At 70.7% G+C, this 20,535-nt stretch carries 17 protein-coding genes; 9 read left to right on the top strand and 8 right to left on the bottom strand.

What is annotated here, in order from left to right; translation table 11 throughout:
• Positions 1 to 4: 4 nt before the first annotated feature.
• From MICNX66_RS16970 to MICNX66_RS02430, 5 genes are all read right to left on the bottom strand, one after another.
• Complete coding sequence (locus tag MICNX66_RS16970; protein ID WP_269474810.1) at positions 5 to 4,726, bottom strand: PKD domain-containing protein; 4,722 nt, start codon at positions 4,724 to 4,726, stop codon at positions 5 to 7.
• A gap of 75 nt (positions 4,727 to 4,801) precedes the next feature.
• Positions 4,802 to 5,335, bottom strand: a complete 534-nt coding sequence (locus MICNX66_RS02445) for a DUF4352 domain-containing protein (RefSeq protein WP_187663191.1) — start codon at positions 5,333 to 5,335, stop codon at positions 4,802 to 4,804.
• Between the two features lie 196 nt (positions 5,336 to 5,531).
• A complete protein-coding gene (locus MICNX66_RS02440) occupies positions 5,532 to 6,149 on the bottom strand; it encodes an arsenate reductase/protein-tyrosine-phosphatase family protein (RefSeq protein WP_187663190.1) in 618 nt (205 codons plus the stop codon).
• A complete protein-coding gene (locus tag MICNX66_RS02435) occupies positions 6,146 to 6,865 on the bottom strand; it encodes a CDP-alcohol phosphatidyltransferase family protein (RefSeq protein ID WP_187663189.1) in 720 nt (239 codons plus the stop codon). Before MICNX66_RS02435 ends, MICNX66_RS02440 begins: the two co-directional genes overlap by 4 nt.
• Positions 6,856 to 7,809, bottom strand: a complete 954-nt coding sequence (locus MICNX66_RS02430) for a glycosyltransferase family 2 protein (RefSeq protein WP_232089170.1) — start codon at positions 7,807 to 7,809, stop codon at positions 6,856 to 6,858. Before MICNX66_RS02430 ends, MICNX66_RS02435 begins: the two co-directional genes overlap by 10 nt.
• A gap of 187 nt (positions 7,810 to 7,996) precedes the next feature.
• On the opposite strand from MICNX66_RS02430, the gene MICNX66_RS16830 reads away from it, so the two are divergent.
• Positions 7,997 to 9,994, top strand: a complete 1,998-nt coding sequence (locus tag MICNX66_RS16830) for a glycosyltransferase (RefSeq protein ID WP_232089169.1) — start codon at positions 7,997 to 7,999, stop codon at positions 9,992 to 9,994.
• Positions 9,995 to 10,037: 43 nt separating this feature from the next.
• Entirely contained in the window at positions 10,038 to 11,378 is a 1,341-nt protein-coding gene (locus MICNX66_RS02415) for a phenylacetate--CoA ligase family protein (RefSeq protein ID WP_187663188.1), read from the top strand.
• 9 nt (positions 11,379 to 11,387) lie between these two features.
• Here the strand turns inward: MICNX66_RS02415 and MICNX66_RS02410 are convergent, their stop codons facing one another.
• Positions 11,388 to 12,407 carry a glycosyltransferase family 4 protein gene (locus tag MICNX66_RS02410; protein ID WP_187663187.1) on the bottom strand — a complete coding sequence of 340 codons (1,020 nt, stop codon included), beginning with the start codon at positions 12,405 to 12,407 and terminating at the stop codon, positions 11,388 to 11,390.
• Positions 12,408 to 12,559: 152 nt separating this feature from the next.
• Between MICNX66_RS02410 and rfbA the strand changes: the two genes are divergently transcribed.
• From rfbA to MICNX66_RS02395, 3 genes are read left to right on the top strand one after another with little or no spacing between them, the layout of a single operon-like run.
• Complete coding sequence (gene rfbA / locus MICNX66_RS02405) at positions 12,560 to 13,432, top strand: glucose-1-phosphate thymidylyltransferase RfbA (protein WP_187663186.1); 873 nt, start codon at positions 12,560 to 12,562, stop codon at positions 13,430 to 13,432.
• Complete coding sequence (gene rfbB / locus MICNX66_RS02400) at positions 13,429 to 14,427, top strand: dTDP-glucose 4,6-dehydratase (protein ID WP_187663185.1); 999 nt, start codon at positions 13,429 to 13,431, stop codon at positions 14,425 to 14,427. Before rfbA ends, rfbB begins: the two co-directional genes overlap by 4 nt.
• Positions 14,427 to 15,845: a sugar nucleotide-binding protein gene (locus MICNX66_RS02395; protein ID WP_187663184.1), complete on the top strand. Its 1,419-nt coding sequence runs from the start codon at positions 14,427 to 14,429 to the stop codon at positions 15,843 to 15,845. The genes rfbB and MICNX66_RS02395 overlap by 1 nt, the downstream gene beginning before the upstream one ends.
• Here the strand turns inward: MICNX66_RS02395 and MICNX66_RS02390 are convergent.
• The gene (locus tag MICNX66_RS02390) at positions 15,842 to 17,020 is read right to left on the bottom strand and encodes a glycosyltransferase (RefSeq protein ID WP_232089168.1); all 1,179 of its coding nucleotides are present in this window, start codon (positions 17,018 to 17,020) and stop codon (positions 15,842 to 15,844) included. The genes MICNX66_RS02395 and MICNX66_RS02390 overlap by 4 nt on opposite strands.
• Positions 17,021 to 17,186: 166 nt before the next feature.
• On the opposite strand from MICNX66_RS02390, the gene MICNX66_RS02385 reads away from it, so the two are divergent.
• The gene (locus MICNX66_RS02385; RefSeq protein ID WP_187663183.1) at positions 17,187 to 17,642 is read left to right on the top strand and encodes an adenylyltransferase/cytidyltransferase family protein; all 456 of its coding nucleotides are present in this window, start codon (positions 17,187 to 17,189) and stop codon (positions 17,640 to 17,642) included.
• 12 nt (positions 17,643 to 17,654) lie between these two features.
• Here the strand turns inward: MICNX66_RS02385 and MICNX66_RS02380 are convergent, their stop codons facing one another.
• Entirely contained in the window at positions 17,655 to 18,047 is a 393-nt protein-coding gene (locus MICNX66_RS02380; RefSeq protein WP_187663182.1) for an SIP domain-containing protein, read from the bottom strand.
• Between the two features lie 107 nt (positions 18,048 to 18,154).
• Between MICNX66_RS02380 and MICNX66_RS02375 the strand changes: the two genes are divergently transcribed.
• The 3 genes from MICNX66_RS02375 to MICNX66_RS02365 are packed head-to-tail and all read left to right on the top strand — an operon-like array spanning position 18,155 to position 20,531.
• Positions 18,155 to 18,655: a hypothetical protein gene (locus MICNX66_RS02375; protein WP_232089167.1), complete on the top strand. Its 501-nt coding sequence runs from the start codon at positions 18,155 to 18,157 to the stop codon at positions 18,653 to 18,655.
• On the top strand, positions 18,652 to 19,629 hold the full coding sequence (locus MICNX66_RS02370) for a cation transporter (protein ID WP_187663181.1): 978 nt from the start codon (positions 18,652 to 18,654) through the stop codon (positions 19,627 to 19,629). Before MICNX66_RS02375 ends, MICNX66_RS02370 begins: the two co-directional genes overlap by 4 nt.
• Positions 19,626 to 20,531: an alpha/beta fold hydrolase gene (locus tag MICNX66_RS02365; protein WP_187663180.1), complete on the top strand. Its 906-nt coding sequence runs from the start codon at positions 19,626 to 19,628 to the stop codon at positions 20,529 to 20,531. The genes MICNX66_RS02370 and MICNX66_RS02365 overlap by 4 nt, the downstream gene beginning before the upstream one ends.
• The last annotated feature ends 4 nt before the right edge of the window (positions 20,532 to 20,535 follow it).

The raw sequence follows: 20,535 nt of genomic DNA, 5'->3' as shown, positions 1-20,535 counted from the left end.
GATCTTACTGCGGTGCGGTGACGCGGAACGAATCGAACGACACGCCGAGCGGCGCGGTCGCGCTGCCGGAGCGGTTGCCGCTCAGTCCCACCGCACCCGCACCCAGGGGTGCCGCGTCGGTCGTGGTGATCTGCCAGGCTGCCGGCTTCGTCGTCTCCGTCGGCCAGAACTTGGCGGAGAGGGTCGCCGACGTCGTCCCCGTCACGGACACCTCGAGGTTGTACGAGGTGTTCGCGGCCCACACCAGTCCGGGCACGGCCTGCGTGCGCAGGACGGTCCCTTCGCGGTGCACGACGAGCCAGACCGTGCCGTCAGGACGCAGCCAGGCGCGGACGAAGTACTTCCCGGCCGCCGACTGCCGCGCGATCACGCCGACGTAGGCGCCACCCGCGGCCGGGGCCTGATCGACCCGGAACTGCGTCTCGAGCACCGCATCGGCGACGGACGTGGTGTTGAGCGTCGCATGCCGGGTGTCGCCGGCGATGAGGTTCAGCTTCGCCTGGCCGTCAGCGACGGTCGCCGCCGCCTGCGAGCCGCCGGCGATCGTCCACGCCCCGCCGACCGTGGCGGTGCCCCAGCCGGGCCCCGCGGTGCGGTCGAAGCCGTCGTCCGCCACCGGAGCCGGCTGCGGCTCGGGTTCGGGTTCGGGCTGCGGGTCGACGGGAGGCGCCGTCACGGTCACCGGCTTGCTGGTGGTGTGCGTGGCGCCCTTGTCGTCCTTCACCGTGAGGGTGACGGTGTAGGTCCCCGCCGCGGTGTAGGTGCGGCTGGTGGTCGCACCGGTGCCGGTCGTCCCGTCGCCGAAGTCCCACGCGTACGAGGCGATCGTGCCGTCGGAGTCGGTCGAGGCGCTGCCGTCCACGGCGACCGTGAGGTTCGTCGCGGTCGCGGTGAACGCGGCGGTGGGAGCGACGTTCGCGGGCTCCGGTTCGGGCTGCGGCTCGGGCTCCGGCGCCGGCGTGCCGAGGTTCTTCAGCGTGAAGTCGTCGAAGCTGGCGAGGTTGGTGCCGGTGCCACTGCCCGACCGGTAGGAGAACACCGTCGGGGCACCGGCGACCTGCAGAGCCGGCGTCGCGTCCGTCGTGGTGAGCTGCCAGTTGGCGGGCTCCGCCGACCCCGCCGCCCACAGCTTGGCGCGGATGGTCGTGGTGGACGACCCGGTCGTCTCCATCAGGAGCGAGAACGAGCTGCCCGCGCTCCAGGAGAGACCGGAGACGGCGGTGCTGGCGATCGCCGTGCCGTTGCGGTGGATCACGAGCCAGGTGGTGCCGTCAGGACGGTGCCAGGCGAGAGCCCGGTAGCCCGAGGACCCGGAACGCCGTGCGCCCAGACCTTCGTACGCCGCCCCGGAGGAGGGCCCGGAGGCGAGCGTGTAGGTGATCCGCGCGGACGTGTCGAGAAGGGACGTGCCCTGCAGCAGCATCTCCCTGGTGTCACCGGGTGCCAGGTTGACCTTGCCCACGCCGTCGCCGACGGAGAGCGCCGCGGCGGAGCCGCTCATCGGCGCCCAGGTGCCGCCCTTGTCGGCGGCGCCCCAGCCGCTGGACACGACACGACCGAACGCGTCGGACGCGGCGAAGACCTGCGCGGTCACGGTCACGGTCTTCGTGACGGCCTTGGACGCGCCGAGGCTGTCGGTCACGGTGAGGGTGATGTCATGCGCGCCGGCCGCGGCGTACGTGTGGCCTGCCGTGGCCCCGGAACCGGCGGGAGACCCGTCGCCCCAGTTCCACGAGTAGGACAGCGTCGCGCCGTCGGACGCACTCGATCCGGCTGCCGAGACGTTGACGCTCAGCCCCGACGCGGTCGCGGTGAAGGCGGCGACCGGGTCGGCATGCGTCGCCTCGACCTGTCGTGTGGTCGACGCGCTCCCGCCGCGGTCGTCGGTCACCGTCAGGGTCACCGTGCGGGTGCCCGGCGTGGCGTAGACGTGCGTCGCGACCTGACCGGTCGAAGTGGTGCCGTCCCCCCAGTTCCATGCGTAGGAGGCGAGGGAGCCGTCGGAGTCCGTCGAGGCGGACGCATCGGCCGAGACCGACAGCCCGTTCGCCGTCGTCTCGAAGGCCGCCGTCGGCAGGACGTTCGGTGCCTTCACCACGACCTGCTTCTCCGCCGTGGTGGCGAGTCCGTTGCTGTCCGTGACGGTCAGCGCCACCGTGTAGGTGCCGGACGCCTCGTACGTGTGGCTCGTCGTCTTGCCGGTGGCCGTCGCCGAGTCATCGCCGAAGTCCCACCGATAGCCGGCGATCGTCGCCGAGCCCGCGGGCGCCGAAGCCTCCGCGTCGAACGCGACGGCGAGGTCGGTCGGCGTGGCGGTGAAGGCAGCGGTCGGGGCCTGGAAGCCCTTGCCGATTCCGTAGTGCGTCTTCACCTGGGTCGCCGTGAGGGCGAACGGGTAGACCGCGACCTCATCCAGCGCCCCCTTGAAGTACTTGGAGCTCGGCTCGGACGGCCATCCGGCGAGGTTGTCTCCGCCGATACGCCAATATCCCGTGTAGTTCTCCGCCGTGGTGGCCCCCGCGAGCGACGACACGAGCTTGCCGTCGACGTAGAGCTTCATCCCCTCCGCGCTCTGCGACGCGACGGCGTGGTGCCACTCGTTGTCGTTGAGCGCGGCGTCGTTCTGGACGGTCTGCGTGCTGCCGTTGTACGTGCCGAAGACGAGACGCCCGTTGTTCGTCATATAGAGATGACGGTCGTAGCTGGTCGACTCACCCGACGCCGCGGCGCCGTAGCCCATCAGCTTGCCGCCGCTGGTGGTGTTGGTCTTGAACCAGAGCTCGGTCGAGAACTCGGACGGCGCGGCGATCTTGCTCCCGGAGGCCACGCGTCCCGCGCTCGTCCCGGTGAAGGTCGAGGCGCCCGTCGCTGTGTTCTCCACCCCGGAGGTCGAGGCGGTGACGCCCGTGCCGAACACGGGGGTGTTGGACCCGGCCCAGTCCTGCGCGGCGGTGCCGAGCGGGTAGTAGAGCTGCGGGCCGTCCGCCGTGACGGCGTTGACGTAGTTCGACACGGCACCGGCCGCGATGGTCACGCTCATCGCCTGGCTGGAGACGGAGTTGCCCGCGCTGTCCTTCGCGACGACGGTGTACTCCTGCGTCGATCCGGGAGCTGCGGTCTTGTCCTCGAGGTTCACCGAGGGGCGGTCCCACCAGGTGCCGCGGGCGGTGGCGGTGGCCACCGGGGCGGCGGTGCCGGTCCGACGCAGTTCGTAGGTCAGCGTGAGGTCGTCACGGTCCCAGTTCGCGGGGATCGAGATCCGCGCGCGTCCAGGGATGAACGACTGCGCCGTGCCGGTCCAGTTCGCCCCCGACAGCCGAGGGCCGTCCTTCGCGCCGCCGGGCGGGTTGGTGGAGAACCGCACGAGTCCCTCGAAGCGGCCGTTGTTCACGGAGCGGAACTCGCCGCCGATCGAGATCATGTTCCCCGCACCGGTGATCGAGAGTCCGGCCTGACCCATGCCCGTGGTCACGCCCACGGCCCAGTCCGGCGTCCAGGCGTAGGCCGAGGGCGCCGGTGTCCCGGCCCAGTTCTTGTACGTGCCTCCGGCGGCGGGCTGGTTGCCCAGCAGACCGCGGGCGTCGGCGGTGTACGCCTCCGAGTAACGGTGCGTGCGCGGGTTCTGCTCGGGGTGCATGCCCATGGTGCTGCAGGCGTGGGTGTGGCTGGTGGTGTAGACCGTCTTGCCGGTCGAGTAGACGCCGTAGTGGTCGCCCAGGCAGTCCGCGATCCAGCGGACCTGACCGCTTCCGGCCTCGGCCGCGAAGGTGCCCTCGAGGTTGCCGGTGGCCGCATCCGCGTAGACCCAGCCGGTGCCGTACACGGCGTTGGCGTCGGCCGCGAGGCCGAAGATCCCCGCCTTGCCCGAGTTCGCGCCCGTGTTCGAGCCGTTCTTCACCGTCTGCGGCAGCGCCCATCCGCTGTCCACCGCGCCGGTCGTCTTGTCGAGCGCGACGGTGCCGCGCATCGTCAGGTCGCCGTTGACCTGGGAGAAGCGGCCGGCCGCGATGACGTTCTGACCCGCCGGGTCCATCACCATGGCGTCGACCTGGAGGTCGGTCTGCGGCGCCCAGCTGAGCAGCGCGCCGTTCGTCGCCGAGAAGGCCGCGAGGTTCTTCCGCGGGGTCGCGTTGCCCTGCGTGAAGAGACCGCCGACGTAGACGCTCGAGCCCGAGGTGGCGAGGGCGTACACGCCGCTGCCGCCGATCGAGGGCGAGAACCCGGGCACCAGCTGCCCGGTCACGGCGTCCAGCGCGGCGAAGTTCCAGCGCGTCTGGCCGTTGACCGAGTTGAAGGAGCCGCCGATGTAGATGCGGCTGCCGTCCGGCGAGGCGGCGACGGCCTTGATCACGCCGTTCACCTGCGGTGCGAACGAGAGCAGCTGACCGGTGTTGATGTCGTATGCGAGGACGTTGGACCGGGCGGTGAGGCTGGTCCCCGGTACGGCGAGCGGCGCCCTGGCGTTGTCGAACTTGCCCACCGCGTAGACGGTCGACCCGATCGTGGTCTGCGACCACACGTAGCCGTTGTCGATCTGCACGGTCGGAATCGGATCCGACGTCACGACGTCGTCGTTCCGCTGCAGCAGCGGCGGCGGCGTCGACGGCGAATCCGCCGCCGCGGCCCCGGTCGCCCCCAGCGTGGTCATGCCCGTGATCAGCAGCGCCGCCGTCACGACCGACGCGAGTGCGCTCAGCGCCCGCCTCGAAGTGGATGTCTTACCCATGTTGCTCCCCAGCCCCAGATTTCTTCTTCGAAAATGTCACGTACGAGACGCGGTGAAAGTCGTCGCGCCCACGGCTCAGGAGAGCTCGCCCGCGAAGGTCGCCACCGGCTCGCCGGCGGCGTAGTTCACGCTGATCTTCACGGCGCGACCCTTCGTGGGGTCGAGCATGAAGACGTAGGTTCCCGTGGCCTCGTCGCCGGCGGCCAGCTCTCCATGGAGAGGTTCGTTCGGACCCGCGGTGGTGGCCACCCCGACGTCGCCGTCGTCCGTGACGAGGCTGACGACGGCGGAGTCGATGCTCTGCGCCCGCTTCGAGTCGTTGGCGACCTTCACGGTCACCACGACGGCGGAGCCGGCATACTCGCCCGGCGTCTCGGGGGTGACCTCGGTGGTCGAGATGTCGTCGACGGTCACGACCATGTCGGTGGACAGCGCGATCTCCGCGTCCAGCGCACCGCTCTCCTCGGTCAGCGCGGGGGCCTCGGTGGGCCCCTGGGCGTCGGGATCGGCCGGCGGCGTCCAGTCGGTCGTGCTGGTGCCCTCGGGCTCCGGCGACGCCGCGGTGTCCGGTGCCGCCGTGCATCCGGCGAACACGAGCGCGAGCGCCACGACGGGCGCGATGAAAAGCGCACGGCGTGCGCGTGATGAGCCGTCCCCAGAACGGCATGCTGAAACAGTGAACACTGCAGCTCCCCAGAACCCAGATCCCCAGCCGGAGCCCCCTCGGCTCCGGTTTCCCCCCAGCCATGCAGAACACGGCGTCGGCTAATGGTAGTGCGGACCGTGGAAAACCACAACCCTCCGGTCAGGAGGAGTGTCGGCGCTGTCTCCCGAGCTGCCCGCCGATCGCGTCGACGGCCTGCTCGACCTCGGAGAGGGTGCCGGCATGACCCCGACTCCCGTGCCGATCCGCGATGGAGGCAGGGTCCTCGACGGAGCGACGACCGAGGAGACGCCGGAGCCCGCCGCCGCGACCCGGCGAGCCGCTGAGTGGCACCGCACGCGTCCGTGCCCGGTCGAGGTGAGCGACGTAGTCGGCGATGACATCGGAGCCGCCGGGCGCGAAGCCGACGCCGAGGTGCGCGGCCTCACGCAGCGTGAACATCCGGTCGCGGTGCTCCGGCGCCGCCCGCACCAGCTCCCCTCGGAGATCGCGCGAGGCGGTCAGCACGAGGTCGGCTGCGGCCAGCATCTCCGGGGTGACCTCGCGGGCTCGATGCGCCTGCGCCCGTGCCCGCCAGTCCTCGTCGGCATGCCGCGACGCGACGTCGGCACAGATCGGGTCTCCGTCGTTGGCGCGCACGCCGGCGCTGCGCACCGAGAGCGAGGAGCCCTCCCCGAGCCGGCGCCGCAGCTCCAGCTCGGCCAGCGGCGACCGGCAGACGTTGGCCGCGCACACGATGAGGATCGAGCCGCCGGTCATGCCGGGTCACCGAGCCTTCCGATCTCGCGGAACCACTTCACCGCGGCGAGCGCGAGGAACAGGACCGCGGCGGCGCAGAGCGCGCTGTACGCGACGAGGAACCCCGGCGTCCAGCCCCAGAGGACGAAGACGAGGCAGACCAGCCCGAAGTCGGTCGGCAGCAGCACGAGCGAGCGTCGCAGGGTGCCTCCGCCGCGTTCATGGGTGGACGCGACGGCGTGCTTGCCCTTGAGGAGGTCGTTCAGGAGCATGCCCGAGAACGTGGTCGAGGCGACGATGCTGAACACGATCGGGATCAGCAGCAGCGCCGGCGACTCCGGAAGGACCCGGTACAGGCCGATCAGCACCGTGAGGTGCAGCGACGCGATCTTGAGCGTGTCGATGAAGTGGTCCAGCCACTCGCCCTGCGGGCTCCCGCCGCCGCGGAGCCGCGCGACCTGACCGTCCGCGGAGTCCCACGCATAGCCGAGGACGAGGAGGAGCGCGATGAGCAGCCCGAGCGGCACCGTGACCGGGGCGAAGGCGATGAGGCCGATGGCGGCGAACGAATGGACGGCGCTGATGATCGACACCTGGTTCGGCGTGAGGCCGAGCCGGAACGCCAGCGCGGCGAGCACGCGTCCGAGCCTGCGGTTCACGTAGACCGAGTAGGCGGGGGCGCCGCGGGCATGGCCCTTCTGCGCCCTGGCGAGCTGACGGTAGGCGTCTACGACCATGACGTTCCCTTCGATTCCGTGCCGGACAGGCGCGCGATCCGTCTGGCCTCGCGCACCCCGCGGACGTAGGCGCGCAGCGGAGCGGCGGAATGCAGCAGCTGTCGGCGGCCGCCGCGGAGGATCACCTCGCGGGCGGTACGGGGTATCGACCGGCGCCAGCGGTGCACGGCCTCGTCGTCGAGGTGCCGGACCGCGTACAGCATCCGGTTGCGGATGTTGTAGAAGTAGTAGCCCTCCGACTTCGCCCTCGCGAGCTGGGGTTCGGCGCGCTGCGTGCCGCCCTCGTCGTGCACGGCCGTCGCCTCCTCGACGAGCACGAGCGTCCCGCCGGCCGAGACCACACGGCGCGAGAAGTCGACGTCCTCCCAGTAGAGGAAGTACTCGTCGTCGAAGCCGCCCGAGAGCGCCCACACCTCGCGGGTGATCCACAGGCAGGCACCGCTCAGCCACGGCTCGTAGGGGCGCGCGTCGTCCGCCCGGCGTTTGCGACGCGCCCGCATCGTGCCGTCGTCGAGCAGGAGGTCGATGCCGGCGAACCAGGTGCGTCCCTCGGAGTCGGTGATCACCGGCGAGGCGAGGGTCGTGCGCGAGGCCGAGGTGACCGAGGCCAGGCGCCCCAGAGACACACGGTCGATGTGCGCGTCCGGGTTGATCACGAGGACGTCGGTCGCGCCGTCGGCGAGCGCCCGCGTGACCCCGATGTTGACGCCGCCGCCGAATCCGCTGTTCGTCTCGGGGGTGATGAGGGTCCATCCGTGCGCCTTTGCGACCGCGACGGCGGCCTCGCGCTCCGCGGCACCGGCCCAGTTGTCGACGACGACCACCAGGGCCTCCTCGTCGACGGCACGAGCCTCGCGCTCCACGAGCACCAGGTTGCGCTCGAGCAGCCGCGCCGAGGCGTAGTTCACGACGACGACGGCCAGCCGTCCGTGCACGATTGACACGCGATCCTCCCCCCGGATCCGCCCACACGGTCCGCTCGGGTCGCCGGTCGAATTCCCCAGAGTCGCGACCGGCGTCGACTCCCAGGACACCGACTATACGCCAGAGGCGGCTCGGCGCACCCGTCGTTCACGGTACGATGAGCCGGCGCGGGGAGACAGGCGCACGACTGCCATGGGGATGAGGCGGATGACGAGGGGACCGGGGACGGGCGACGCGATCGCCGTGACGATCGGCGTACCCACCTACCGACGGCCGGAGCTGCTGGCGGCGCTGCTGCGCGCACTCCCTGACCGGATCGCGGAGTGTGCGGACCTCGGCGTGGACGTGGAGGTGCTGGTCGTCGACAACGACGCCGCGGGCTCCGCGCGCGAGGTGGCCGCGAACGCCGCCCTGCCCGTCCGGTACGTCGTCGAGCCGACGCCGGGCATCGTGGCCGCGCGGAACCGGCTGCTGGACGAGTGCGCCGACCGCGACCTGCTCGCCTTCATCGACGACGACGAGGTCCCCCGTGCCGGCTGGCTCTCGGCGCTGATCACCACCTGGCGCGCGTTCGACGCGGATGCCGTCATGGGCCGCGTCATCTCCGTGTTCGACGACGACGTCGATCCCTGGCTGCTCGCATCCGGCACGTTCCGTCGTCCGCCCCGCCCGACCGGGACCGTGCTCTCGGTCGCCGCGGCGGGGAACCTGCTGCTCGACCTCCGAGCGGTGCGCCGCTTCGGCGTGCGCTTCGACCCGTCCCTCGGGCTCGGCGGCGGCGAGGACACGCTCTTCACCCGCGAACTCGTCGGCCGAGGCGGCCGCATCGTCTGGTGCAACGAGTCCGAGACCGAGGACCTCGTCGTCGCCGCGCGCCTCAGCCGCGCGTGGGCGGCGCAGCGGGCGTTCAGCTCGGCCAATGCCGGTACCCGCATCGACCTGCAGCTCACCCGAGGGAGGCTGCGCCGCGGTCTGCTCCGGGTGCGCTCCCTGATCGGTGGGATCGCCCGGATCGTCGTCGGTGCAGCACGTCGAGCCTTCGGCGCCGCGACCTCGAACATCGCCCATCACGCCCGCGGCACCCGCCTGATCCACCGCGGCCGCGGCACCATCGCCGCCGCTCTCGGCCGCCGCTACGACGAATACCGTCGCCCCTCGGAGGACAACACGATGACCGAATCCGCGTCGAGCATCCGCGTGATGCAGTCCCTCGGCGCCCCGCGCCCCACGACGAATCCGTACAACAAGATGCTCGACGAGGCCCTGGGGACGACGGAGGGCCTGGAGCATCTCCGGTTCTCGTGGAAGACCGCCCTCTTCGGCCGCTACGACGCCTTCCACTGGCACTGGCCCGAGGCCAAGCTCCACGGATCGACCTGGTGGAAGTCCACCGGCAAGTTCCTCCTCACGGCGGCCCTCGTCGCCAGGCACCGCCTGTCTCGACGTATCGCCGTGGTGCGGACGGTCCACAACATCGAGCTTCCCGATGACAACGCGCCACGCTTGTGGCTGCTGCGGTCCATCGATCGGCACACCGACTATCGGATCGTCATCAACGAGACGACGCCGCTCCCTCCGGGCACGCCGCACAGCCTCATCCTGCACGGTCACTACCGCGACTGGTACGCCGCGTTCCCCTCCGCCGAGCGTGTGCCCGGTCGGCTGGGATCGTTCGGCGGGGTGCGTCGTTACAAAGGGCTCGAAGGGTTCATCGACGCCTATGCGGAGGCGGTGACGATCGAGCCGACGTTGAGCCTGAAGATCGGCGGTCGCCCCTCCACCCCCGAGCTCGGCGACGACCTCCGTGAACGGACGTCCGGTCTCCCCGCCGTCGAACTGCACCTCGACTTCCTGAGCGATGCCGAGCTCGTCCAGCTCGCCACCTCCTCCGAGCTGATCGTTCTGGCCTACCGCTTCATGCACAACTCGGGCAGCGTCCTCGCCGCCCTGTCGATGGCACGGCCCGTACTGGTGCCGCGGAACGAGGCGAATGAGGCGCTGGCGCGCGAAGTGGGCGCCGAGTGGGTGCTCCTGTACGACGGCGACCTCGACGCCGCAGCGGTGGTCGAGGCCTGGCGGGCGGCATCGACGCTGACCGGGGCACCCGACCTCTCCCGCCGCGAATGGGCGGACGCCGGCCGTGCCCACCGGGACGCCTTCCGCGAGGGCGTCGCACACAAGCGTCGGCGCCGCCACCGCGTCTGACCCACCCTCCCACCCGCCCGCTCAATGACGAGAGGCTCCATCCATGTCCGCATCACTGAAGGGCGCGTTCTTCCGCGCCAAGGCCGCGACCGTACGGGCGAGAGCGGGAGCCTTCCACCGTGAACTCCTCTCGAACGAGCGCTTGGCCCCGGCCGAGTTCGCCGGTATGCAGAACAGGCTCGCTCGGGACATCGCGGCGTTCGCCATGGACTCCTCCGCGTTCTACGGCGCCCGCTACCGGGAGCTCGGCGTCCGCCCGGATTCCCTGACCGATCCGGAAGCCTGGGCGTCGTTGCCGATCCTCGACCGGGCGACCGTCAAGCAGCACGCGGCGGAGATGCGCACGCCCGAGGCGACGGAAGCCAGTGCGCGACCTGCTCTGACGGGCGGCAGCACGGGAGAGCCCCTCGCCACCCTCCACGACGCCAGGGTGCCGGCTCTGGCCCTGAGCTGGAGGATGTACTCCTGGTGGGGGATCGAGCCGTACGACGACCTCGCCCGGGTCGGTCGCTGGAACTTCGGGCGGCTGGCGACCATCAAGAACGACCTCGCCTGGTGGCCCACCACTCAGGTCTACCTCGACGCCGGTCTGATCTCGGAGCAGACGATGGAAGCGTTCCATCGACGACTCACCGCGACGCGACCGCGCCTGATCGAGGGGTACGTCGGAGCGATGCTGGAGTTCGCCGATTTCCTGGAGCGCCGGAAGCTGAGCGTCCCCATCCCGAAGGCGATCGCGACGACGGCGGCGCCGCTCACGGCCTCCGCCCGCGCACGGCTCGAGTCGGTCTTCGGCGCTCCCGTCCACGACGAGTATCGCGGTTCCGAATTCGGATGGATCGCCGGGGAATGCGCTCATCGCGACGGTCTCCACGTCTTCGCCGACGTCCGCCGGGTGGAGGTGGTGGACGAGGACGGGGCCCCCGCAGCCCCCGGCCAGCTGGGTGACCTCGTCATCACGGATCTGCGCAACAGGGTCTTCCCGCTGATCCGGTATCGCACCGGCGACAAGGGCATCCTGCGATCGGAACCCTGCCGCTGCGGCAGTGCCCTCCCGCTCATGGAGCAGCCTCAGGGGCGGACGACGGACATGATCCGTCTCCCCAGCGGTACCGTGCTCGCGCACCGCCTCATGGGGATGTTCGCCGCACACCCGGAAGCCGTGCGTCTCTTCCAGATCCACCAGCTCGCCGATCACTCGATCACCATCCGCGTCGTGGAGGGTGACGGCGCGGAGGCGCGGAGTCAGATCGAGAGCGCGGTCGCCGCACTGCAGGAGCGGATCGCGAACGAGGTGCCGGTGCGCACCGACTTCGTCGACTCCCTGCCCTACACGGGCGGCAAGACGAAGTACATCATCAGCGACGTGCCCCCTTCGGTCTGAGCGTCGACGTCAGCCGTCCGCTCGGAGACCGCGGACGAGGGCGTCGACCATCGTCGCGGTCGTGAAGCGGCGCTCGACCTCGATCCGGCCCTGCCGACCCAGCTCGGCGGCGCGGTCGGGATCGTCCAGCATTCCGAGCAATGCTTCCGCCAGCACCTCCGGCTCCTCCGGCGGGACGAGGACACCGGTGCGGGCGCTGACGTAATCGCGCATGCCAGGGGTGTCCGAGACCACCACGGGGCGGGCCGTGGCCAGAGCCTCCAGCGCCACGGTCATCCCTGACGCGTGGAGGTTGGGGCGGGTCGCGGTCACCACGACGCTCGCGGTCGCGTACAGATCGCGGAGCTCCGTGTGCGGCAGCCGACGCACGAGCCGGACGCCCTCCGGAGGCGGCAGCGCGGAGGGCGACTGCACGACGACGTCGACTCCCGGGCGCGCAGCGAGGACCAGGGCGAGCGCGGCGTACAGCGTCGCGGGATCCCGGTCGCGATCGTTGCCGGCGCTGACGATCCGGGGTCGGGCGGCGGGTGGCCGCGCGCCGAAGAACTCGTGGTCGATCCCGAACGGCACGACGAAGATGCGGGGCGCGTCGGCCCCGAGGAGCCGTTGCAGGGGCACGACCTGTGCCTCGCTCAGCACCCAGAGCGCCGTGGCCGCCCGCAGCATCGCCACCAGTCGACCGGGTGCAGCGCCGGCCGCCGCCATGTCGGTGAGCCAGATGACGCCAGCGGCGTACCGCGTCCGCGGCCGCAGGATCTGCAGACGATAGGCGGTGTTCTCGTCCCACGCGATGGCGAACCCGGCACGGGGCCGCGGGCCGACGCCGGCGCGTGCGCGGAGCCGTGCGATCCGGCCGGGGTCGGGGAGCTCATCGACCTCCACGACGGCGTGGTCGCGAAGAGCGTCCAGCCCGTAGGGCCAGACGCTCGGAACCTCTCCCCTGGCGTGTGCGCGCGCCCAGGCGGATGCCGACTGCTCGGCACGGTGCGCCCAGGTGACGGACAGCGCCGGGCTGTCCTCGGATCCCACGAGGCCCACTATGGACCTCGGCCCGGGCGGTGTAAAGGGGGAGTTCTCCGCTAGAGTCGAGCGTACGACTGTGGGGGTCGTCGGACGGCAGGGGATGGCCGTCCTCTCAGTGACGCCGCCACGAGCATCGATGTTTCACGAGGGGGACATATATGAAGGGCATCATTCTGGCGGGCGGCTCGGGCACGCGGCTGCACCCCATCACGCTGGGGGTCTCGAAGCAGCTGATCCCGGTCTACGACAAGCCGATGGTGTACTACCCGCTGTCGACCCTGATGCTCGCCGGGATCCGGGAGATCCTCATCATCACGACGCCGCACGACGCCGCGCACTTCGAGCGGCTGCTGGGAGACGGCTCCCAGTTCGGCGTCTCCCTGTCCTTCGCGCAGCAGGAGTCGCCGGACGGCCTCGCCCAGGCGTTCACCATCGGCGCGGACTTCATCGGCGACGACAGCGTCGCGCTGGTCCTCGGCGACAATCTGCTCTACGGGCCGGGCCTCGGCACGCAGCTCAAGCGCTTCGCGGACATCGACGGTGGCGCGGTCTTCGCGTACTGGGTGGCGGAGCCGGAAGCCTACGGAGTCGTGGCGTTCGACGCCGACGGCCAGGCCGTCTCCCTGGAGGAGAAGCCCGCCGCCCCGCAGAGCAATTACGCGGTGCCCGGCCTGTACTTCTACGACAACGACGTCATCGAGATCGCTCGCAACCTGGCGCCCAGCGCTCGCGGGGAGTACGAGATCACGGACGTGAACCGGGCCTACCTCGAACGGGGCAAGCTGCAGGTCGAGGTCCTCCCCCGCGGGACAGCGTGGCTGGACACCGGGACCTTCGACCAGATGACCGACGCCGCCGACTACGTGCGTACGATGGAGCGCCGCACGGGGATGAAGATCGGCGTGCCGGAGGAGGTCGCCTGGCGTCAGGGCTTCCTCGACGACGAGGCGCTTCGGACGCGCGCGGAAGCCCTCGTGAAGTCGGGCTACGGAACCTACCTGCTCGGACTGCTCGAAAGGGGCGCTCGATGACCCGCCTGCTCGTGACCGGCGGCGCCGGCTTCATCGGATCGAACTTCGTGCACCACGTGGTCGCGCACACGGACGCGCACGTGACCGTGCTGGACAAGCTCACCTACGCCGGCAACCGCGCCTCGCTCGCTGGTCTCCCCGCCGACCGGGTCGAACTCGTCGAGGGGGACATCGCCGACGCCGCGCTCGTCGACAGCCTGTTCGCCCGGACCGACGCGGTCGTCCACTATGCCGCCGAGTCCCACAACGACAACTCGCTGCACGACCCACGGCCGTTCCTCGACACCAACATCATCGGCACGTACACGCTGCTGGAGGCCGCCCGTCGGCATGATCGCCGGTTCCACCACATCTCCACCGACGAGGTGTACGGAGACCTCGAGCTCGACGACCCGGCACGGTTCACGGAGCAGACGCCGTACAACCCCTCGTCGCCGTACTCGTCCACGAAGGCCGGCAGCGACCTGCTCGTGCGCGCCTGGGTGCGCTCGTTCGGCGTGCAGGCGACGATCTCCAACTGCTCGAACAACTACGGCCCGTACCAGCACGTGGAGAAGTTCATTCCGCGCCAGATCACGAACGTGCTGCGCGGGATCCGACCCAAGCTGTACGGCGCCGGACAGAACGTGCGCGACTGGATCCATGCCGACGACCACTCCTCGGCCGTCCTCACGATCCTGGAGAAGGGCGAGATCGGCCAGACGTACCTGATCGGCGCCGACGGCGAGAAGGACAACAAGTCCGTCGTCGAGCTGATCCTCACGCAGATGGGCCAGCCCGCCGACGCCTACGACCACGTCACGGACCGCGCCGGTCACGATCTGCGCTACGCCATCGACTCCACGAAGCTGCGCACCGAGCTCGGCTGGGCGCCGCGGTTCTCCGACTTCGAGTCGGGCCTCGCCTCCACCATCGAGTGGTACCGCGCGAACGAGGACTGGTGGGCGCCGGCCAAGGACGCCACGGAGTCGTTCTACGCCGCCCGGGGGCAGTGATGACCGCGTTCGGCAAGGCGCTCACGATCACCGAGACGCCGATCCCCGGCCTGCTCCTCGTCGACCTCCCGGTGCACGGCGATGCCCGCGGCTGGTTCAAGGAGAACTGGCAGCGCGAGAAGATGGTCGCCGCCGGCCTTCCGGACTTCGGTCCCGTGCAGAACAACATCTCGTTCAACGACGCGATCGGCACCACCCGCGGCATCCATGCCGAACCGTGGGACAAGTGGGTCTCCGTCGCCACCGGCCGGATCTTCGGCGCCTGGGTCGATCTGCGGGCGGGCGAGACCTTCGGGCGCGTCTTCACGGCGGAGATCGACCCGTCGCGCGCCATCCTCGTGCCTCGCGGCGTCGGCAATTCGTACCAGACGCTCGAAGCGGACACCGCCTACACCTACCTTGTGAACGACCACTGGTCGCCGGACGCGGCGTACTCCTTCCTCAATCTCGCCGACGAGACGGCGGCCATCGCGTGGCCGATCCCGCTCGACCAGGTCGAGATCTCCCCGAAGGACCGGGCGCATCCTCGACTGGCCGACGTGACCCCGATCGGCCCGCGGAAGACCCTCGTCGTCGGGGCGTCCGGTCAGCTCGGCCTGGCGTTGCGGGCGGCTCTCGGGGACGCGGAGCACGTCGAGTACACGACCAGGGAGACGCTCGACCTCCGCGACCCCGAGCTGGCCGTCGCACGGCGCTGGCGCGACTACGGGACGATCATCAACGCGGCCGCCTACACGGCCGTCGACCACGCCGAGACCGCGGAGGGGCGGGCCGAGGCCTGGGCGGCGAACGTCACGGGCGTGTCCGCGCTCGCCCGCATCGCGACCGAGAACGGCCTCACGCTCGTGCACGTGTCCAGCGACTACGTGTTCGACGGCACGAAGGACGGCCCCTACACGGAGACGGACGAGGTCCGTCCGCTCGGTGTCTACGGGCAGACGAAAGCGGCGGGGGACGCGATCATCGCGACCGTGCCCCGTCACTACATCCTGCGCACCTCCTGGGTGATCGGCGACGGCCGCAACTTCGTGCGGACGATGGCCTCGCTGGCGGAGCGGGGCGTCGCGCCGCGGGTCGTCGGCGACCAGATCGGGCGGCTCACCTTCACGGCGGACCTCGCCGCGGCCATCCGGCACCTGCTCGACGTCTCGGCGCCGTTCGGGCTCTACAACGTGACCGGGGGCGGCGAACCGCGCTCCTGGGCCGACATCGCCCGCGCGGTCTACCGGCTGACCGGGCACGACCCGGCCGCGGTCACCCCGGTGACGACGGAGGAGTACTTCGCCGACCAGGCCGGACCGATCGCGCCGCGTCCGCGCAACAGCGTCCTGGACCTCGCCCGGATCACGGCCACCGGCTGGACGCCGAGGGATGCGGATGCGGCCCTCGCGGACTACCTATCCGCCGACGACGCCTAGAGCTCGCCCGGCTTCATCGCCTCCGCGTCGATGGCGCGGATGATGCGCAGGGTCGCGGTGTCCGGCTCCGGCTCACCCGCCGCCTCCCGCTCCTCCCGTCGCCGACGGGGCGCGTACACGACGAGCGAGTGGAAGAGGAAGCGGGCGAAGAACGCCACGACGAGCGAGAGCGCCGTGGCGAGCACGCTGGAGATGTGCCACGTCTCGACCATGAGCGCCATCACCGGGATGCGCAGGGCCGCCTCGACGTTGTTGAACGTGAACGAGGCCGCGAAGCGTGCCGCGGCGCTGCGGGCGTCGGTGCGCATGTCCGCGAAGACGAACCGCTCCTGCAGCAGGAAGTTGCCCACGATCGTGACCTCGGCGCCGATGATCGCCGCCCACACGTAGGGCACGCCCGCGGCGGTCAGCGCCCACATGATCGCGAGGTTCGCGATGGCGCCGAGGACGCCGATCGCGGCGAACAGGGACATCTTTCCGAAGCGCAGCCGTGCCAGGTGGGCGATGAACGTGGCCCCCTGCCGGAGGCTCGCCTTCGAGGTACCGTGGCGGCGTTCGCCGAACTCCATCGGGACCTCCGCGATCCGCAGATCGGTGCGGGCGAGGATCTCCAGGAGGATCTTGAAGCCCTGCGGCCGCAGGGCAGCGAGATCGAGTCGCCGCCGGTCGACGAGGAAGAACCCGGTCATCGGATCGGTGCTCCGGGCGAGCCGCCGCGGGAACATCGCGCGGGTCAGCCAGGTGGCGGCGCGGGAGACGCCGAAGCGCACGGCCGTCCCGAGGCCGCTGGTGTCTCCGCCGCCGATGTAGCGGGAGGCGGCGACGACGTCCGCGTCGCCGTCCGCGTACCGGTCCAGCAGGGTCGGCAGGAGCTCCGGCGGATGCTGGAGGTCGCCGTCCATCACGATGCAGACGTCGCCGTTCGCGGCCCCCAGGCCGACGACGACCGCCCCGCCGAGGCCCCCGACGTTGTCCGCGCGATGGAGCACCCGGACCGCGATCGGGGCGTCGGCCGCGAGGCGCTCCACCTCGGCCGCTGTGTCATCGGTGCTGTCGTCGATGAAGAGGATCTCGGCGTCCCGTCCCGCCAATGCCGCCGCCGTCCGCTCCACGAGTTCGGCGACGTTGTCGCGCTCGTTGTACGTCGGCACGATGACCGTGACCCCTGCCCCCAACGTGGTCCCCTTCGTTCCGCAGCCCCATCGGCTCCGGCATCCATCGTTCCATGGGTTCCTATGGGCCGCAGGACATGTTCCTGCTAGAGTGTCGTCTGCGGCTGTGGGAGTCGCGACGAACGGGTGGGGATCCGTTCGACTGGGGAATGATCGATCTGGGGAGATCATGGGGACGCGTATCGGCTATGCCGTCGGAGCTTTCGACCTGTTTCACGTCGGGCACCTCAATCTGCTGCGGCACGCCAAACAGCACTGCGACATCCTGATCGCCGGTGTGGTGAGCGACGAGATGCTGCGTCAGGTCAAGGGGATCGAGCCGGTCATCCCGACCGCCGAGCGTGCCGAGATCGTGCGGCACATCTCCTTCGTCGACGACGTCTACGTCGAGACGACGCCGTCGAAGATGGACTCCTGGCGCGACGTGCGCTTCACGCACTTCTTCAAGGGCGACGACTGGCGCGGCACCGAGAAGGGCCTGCGGCTGGAGAGCGAGTTCGCGGAGGTGGGCGTCGAGGTCGTCTACTTCCCGTACACCGCGCACACGTCGAGCTCGGCGCTCCGCCGCGCGCTCGACGCGATCACCGCGAACGCCACGGCGTCGGTGGTCGGCGCGACCCGCTGAAGCCGGCGTCGGTCAGTTCGCGACGCCGAGGAGGCTGCGCGCCATCCGCGCCACGTGCGGCGGGGTGTGCGGGCCGAGCCACACCGTCCAGTGCTCCGGGGGCTCACTGCACGTCCACTCCAGGCACCACGCGTAGACGGCGTTCGCGAGACGCTCGCCGCGGGCATGGGCGCGCGGCCCCTCGGCGCGCAGGAGCCAGCGGACCGAGACCCCCTGGGGGACGTCGATGTGCCGGAACTGGATACGGGCCGCCGCCTCGATGAGGATGACGCCGTGCGCATCCCACGGGAGCCGGGACGCGACGCGGGCGATGGCTCCGACATCGGCGGCGTCCCCGGCGATGAGGACGGCTCCCTCCATCGCTTCCCAGTCCGGATCCTCGAGGTGCTCGCACGCGATGCTCATGCCTCCACTATAGGTAAGGCTACCCTTACCATCAAGAGCCGTTAGTCCTCCGCGACGGCGCTCGTCAACACCTTTACCCGGACGGCGCCACGCGTCATCCTGAGTCCGTGAGCAGTGAGAGGATTCGACGCACGCCCGCCGGACGCCGCCTGGTCGGCGCCCTGGTCGGCCTGATCGTGGCCGCAGCCCTGAGCGGGTGCGGAGCGACGGTCCCCGCAGACCCGGACGGCACCCTGGACCGAGTCACGGGCGGAGAGCTGCGGGTCGGCACCTCGCCCGACCCCGGCCTGGTCGAGACAGACGGCGGCCGGCCCCACGGGCCGGTCGTCGCCCTCGTCGACGGCTTCGCCGCGAGCCTGGACGCCCACGTCACCTGGACGGTCGCGACCGAGGAGAGCCTGGTGGGCATGCTGGAGACCGGCGACCTCGATCTCGTCGCCGGCGGCCTGACCCCGGACACCCCGTGGATCGACAAGGCGGGCGTGACCCGCGGCTATCCCGGGATCGAGGGCGCGGGCGGTCGGGAGCTCGTGATGCTCGTCCCCCTGGGCGAGAACGCATTCCTCTCGGCCCTCGAGACGTACCTCGACGGTGAGGTCGACCGATGACCGAGACGAAGCGGTTCGGGCGTACCGAGCTCCCCGACGAACAGCAGCAGGCGACCCGGAAAGCCGTGCGCTGGGAGATCCTCACGATCGTCTACACCTCGATCACGATCACCGTGATCGCGCTCGTCGTGGGCGAGTCCCAGGCGATGCGCACCGCGTGGATCGAGGACATGCTGTCCCTGATCCCGCAGTTCGCGTTCCTTCTCGCCCTGGTGTTCGTGCGGCGCCGCCCCACCCGGAAGCACCCCTACGGCCTGCACCGCGTGATGGGCGTCGGGCACCTCGTCGCCGGTGTCGCGCTCCTCGCGGTCGGCCTCAACCTCGCCGTCGAGGCCGTCGCCGGACTCCTCCGGGGGGAGCACCCGACCATCGGCACGGTGCAGCTGTTCGGGCAGACGATCTGGCTCGGTTGGCTCATGGTCGCCGTCATGGCCGTCGTGATCGTCGGACCGGTGTTCTTCTACGGTCCGGCCAAGGCCAAGCTCGCCCCCGTCCTGCACAACAAGCTGCTCTACGCCGACGCCGACATGGCGAAGGCGGACTGGCAGACGACGGTCGCCTCGATCGTCGGCGTGCTCGGTGTGGGCGCGGGAATCTGGTGGCTCGACGGCGCCGCGGCGCTCTTCATCTCGCTCGGCATCATCTGGGACGGCTTCCGCAACACGAAGACGGCCATCGTCGATCTCATGGATCAGCGGGCCCGCACCTTCGACAGCGCGGAGCCGCATCCGCTGGCCCGCGATGTCGTCTCCTACCTGCGCAGCCGCCCCTGGGTGGATCAGGCTGCCGTGCGCATGCGGGATCAGGGCCAGGTGTTCCACATCGAGGCGTTCGTGGTGCCGCATCACCGGGCCGTCCGCACGGCCGACCTGACCGCCGCGTCCGAGGGCATCGCCGACTTGGACTGGAAGGTGCAGGACGTCGTGATCATCCCGGTCGAGGAGCTGCCGGCCGAAGCGGACCCCGGGCGATGAGCGCCGCCGACGAGGCGCTGTTCCCCGGCTTCACGACCACTCGGATCCCGACCTCCGAGGCGGACATCCTCGTCCGTCACGGTGGCTCGGGACCGCCCGTGGTGCTCCTGCACGGTCACCCCCGCACCTCGGCGACGTGGCATCGGGTGGCTCCCCTGCTCGTCGAGCGCGGCTTCACCGTGATCTGCCCCGACCTGCGCGGCTATGGACGCTCCCGCGGCCCGGCGCCCACCTCCGATCACTCGGCCCATTCCAAGCGTGCCGTCGCCCGAGACATCCGCGCCGTCGCAGAGAGACTCGGTCACGAGCGCTTCCGCCTTGTCGGGCACGACCGAGGCAGCTACGTCGCGCTCCGGCTCGCCCTCGATCACCCGGAGACCGTAGAACAGGTCGCGCTGCTGGACTGCCTGCCGATCTCGGAGCACCTTCGCCGCTGCGACGCGACCTTCGCCGTGCATTGGTGGCACTGGTTCTTCTTCGCCCAGCCGGACATCCCGGAGCGCGTCATCGGCGCGGACCCGGAGGCCTGGTACGCCCCCAAGGCCGACCCGGCGACGATGGGCGCGGCGAACCATGCCGAGTTCCTGCACGCGGTGCGGCAGCCGTCGGTCATCCGGGCGATGCTCGAGGACTACCGCGCCGGTCTCACGATCGACCGCGCACACGAGGAGGCGGATCGCGCCGCCGGGCGCCGACTCGCGATGCCCGCGCTCGTGCTCTGGTCGGAACGCGACGATCTCGAAGAGCTCTACGGCGACCCTCTCCGCATCTGGCGGGACTGGGCCGACGATGTCCGCGGCCACGGCATCGACAGCGGGCACCACATGGCGGAGGAGGCGCCAGAACCTCTCGCCGCCGCACTGGCGGGCTTCTTCGGAGCCGCCCCTCCCCCACGGACGTAGGCTG

It is taken from the genome of Microbacterium sp. Nx66, assembly GCF_904066215.1.
GTDB lineage: Bacteria > Actinomycetota > Actinomycetes > Actinomycetales > Microbacteriaceae > Microbacterium > Microbacterium meiriae.
The sequence above is the reverse complement of the archived record's forward strand: the minus strand, read 5'-3'. Positions and strand labels throughout refer to the sequence as shown.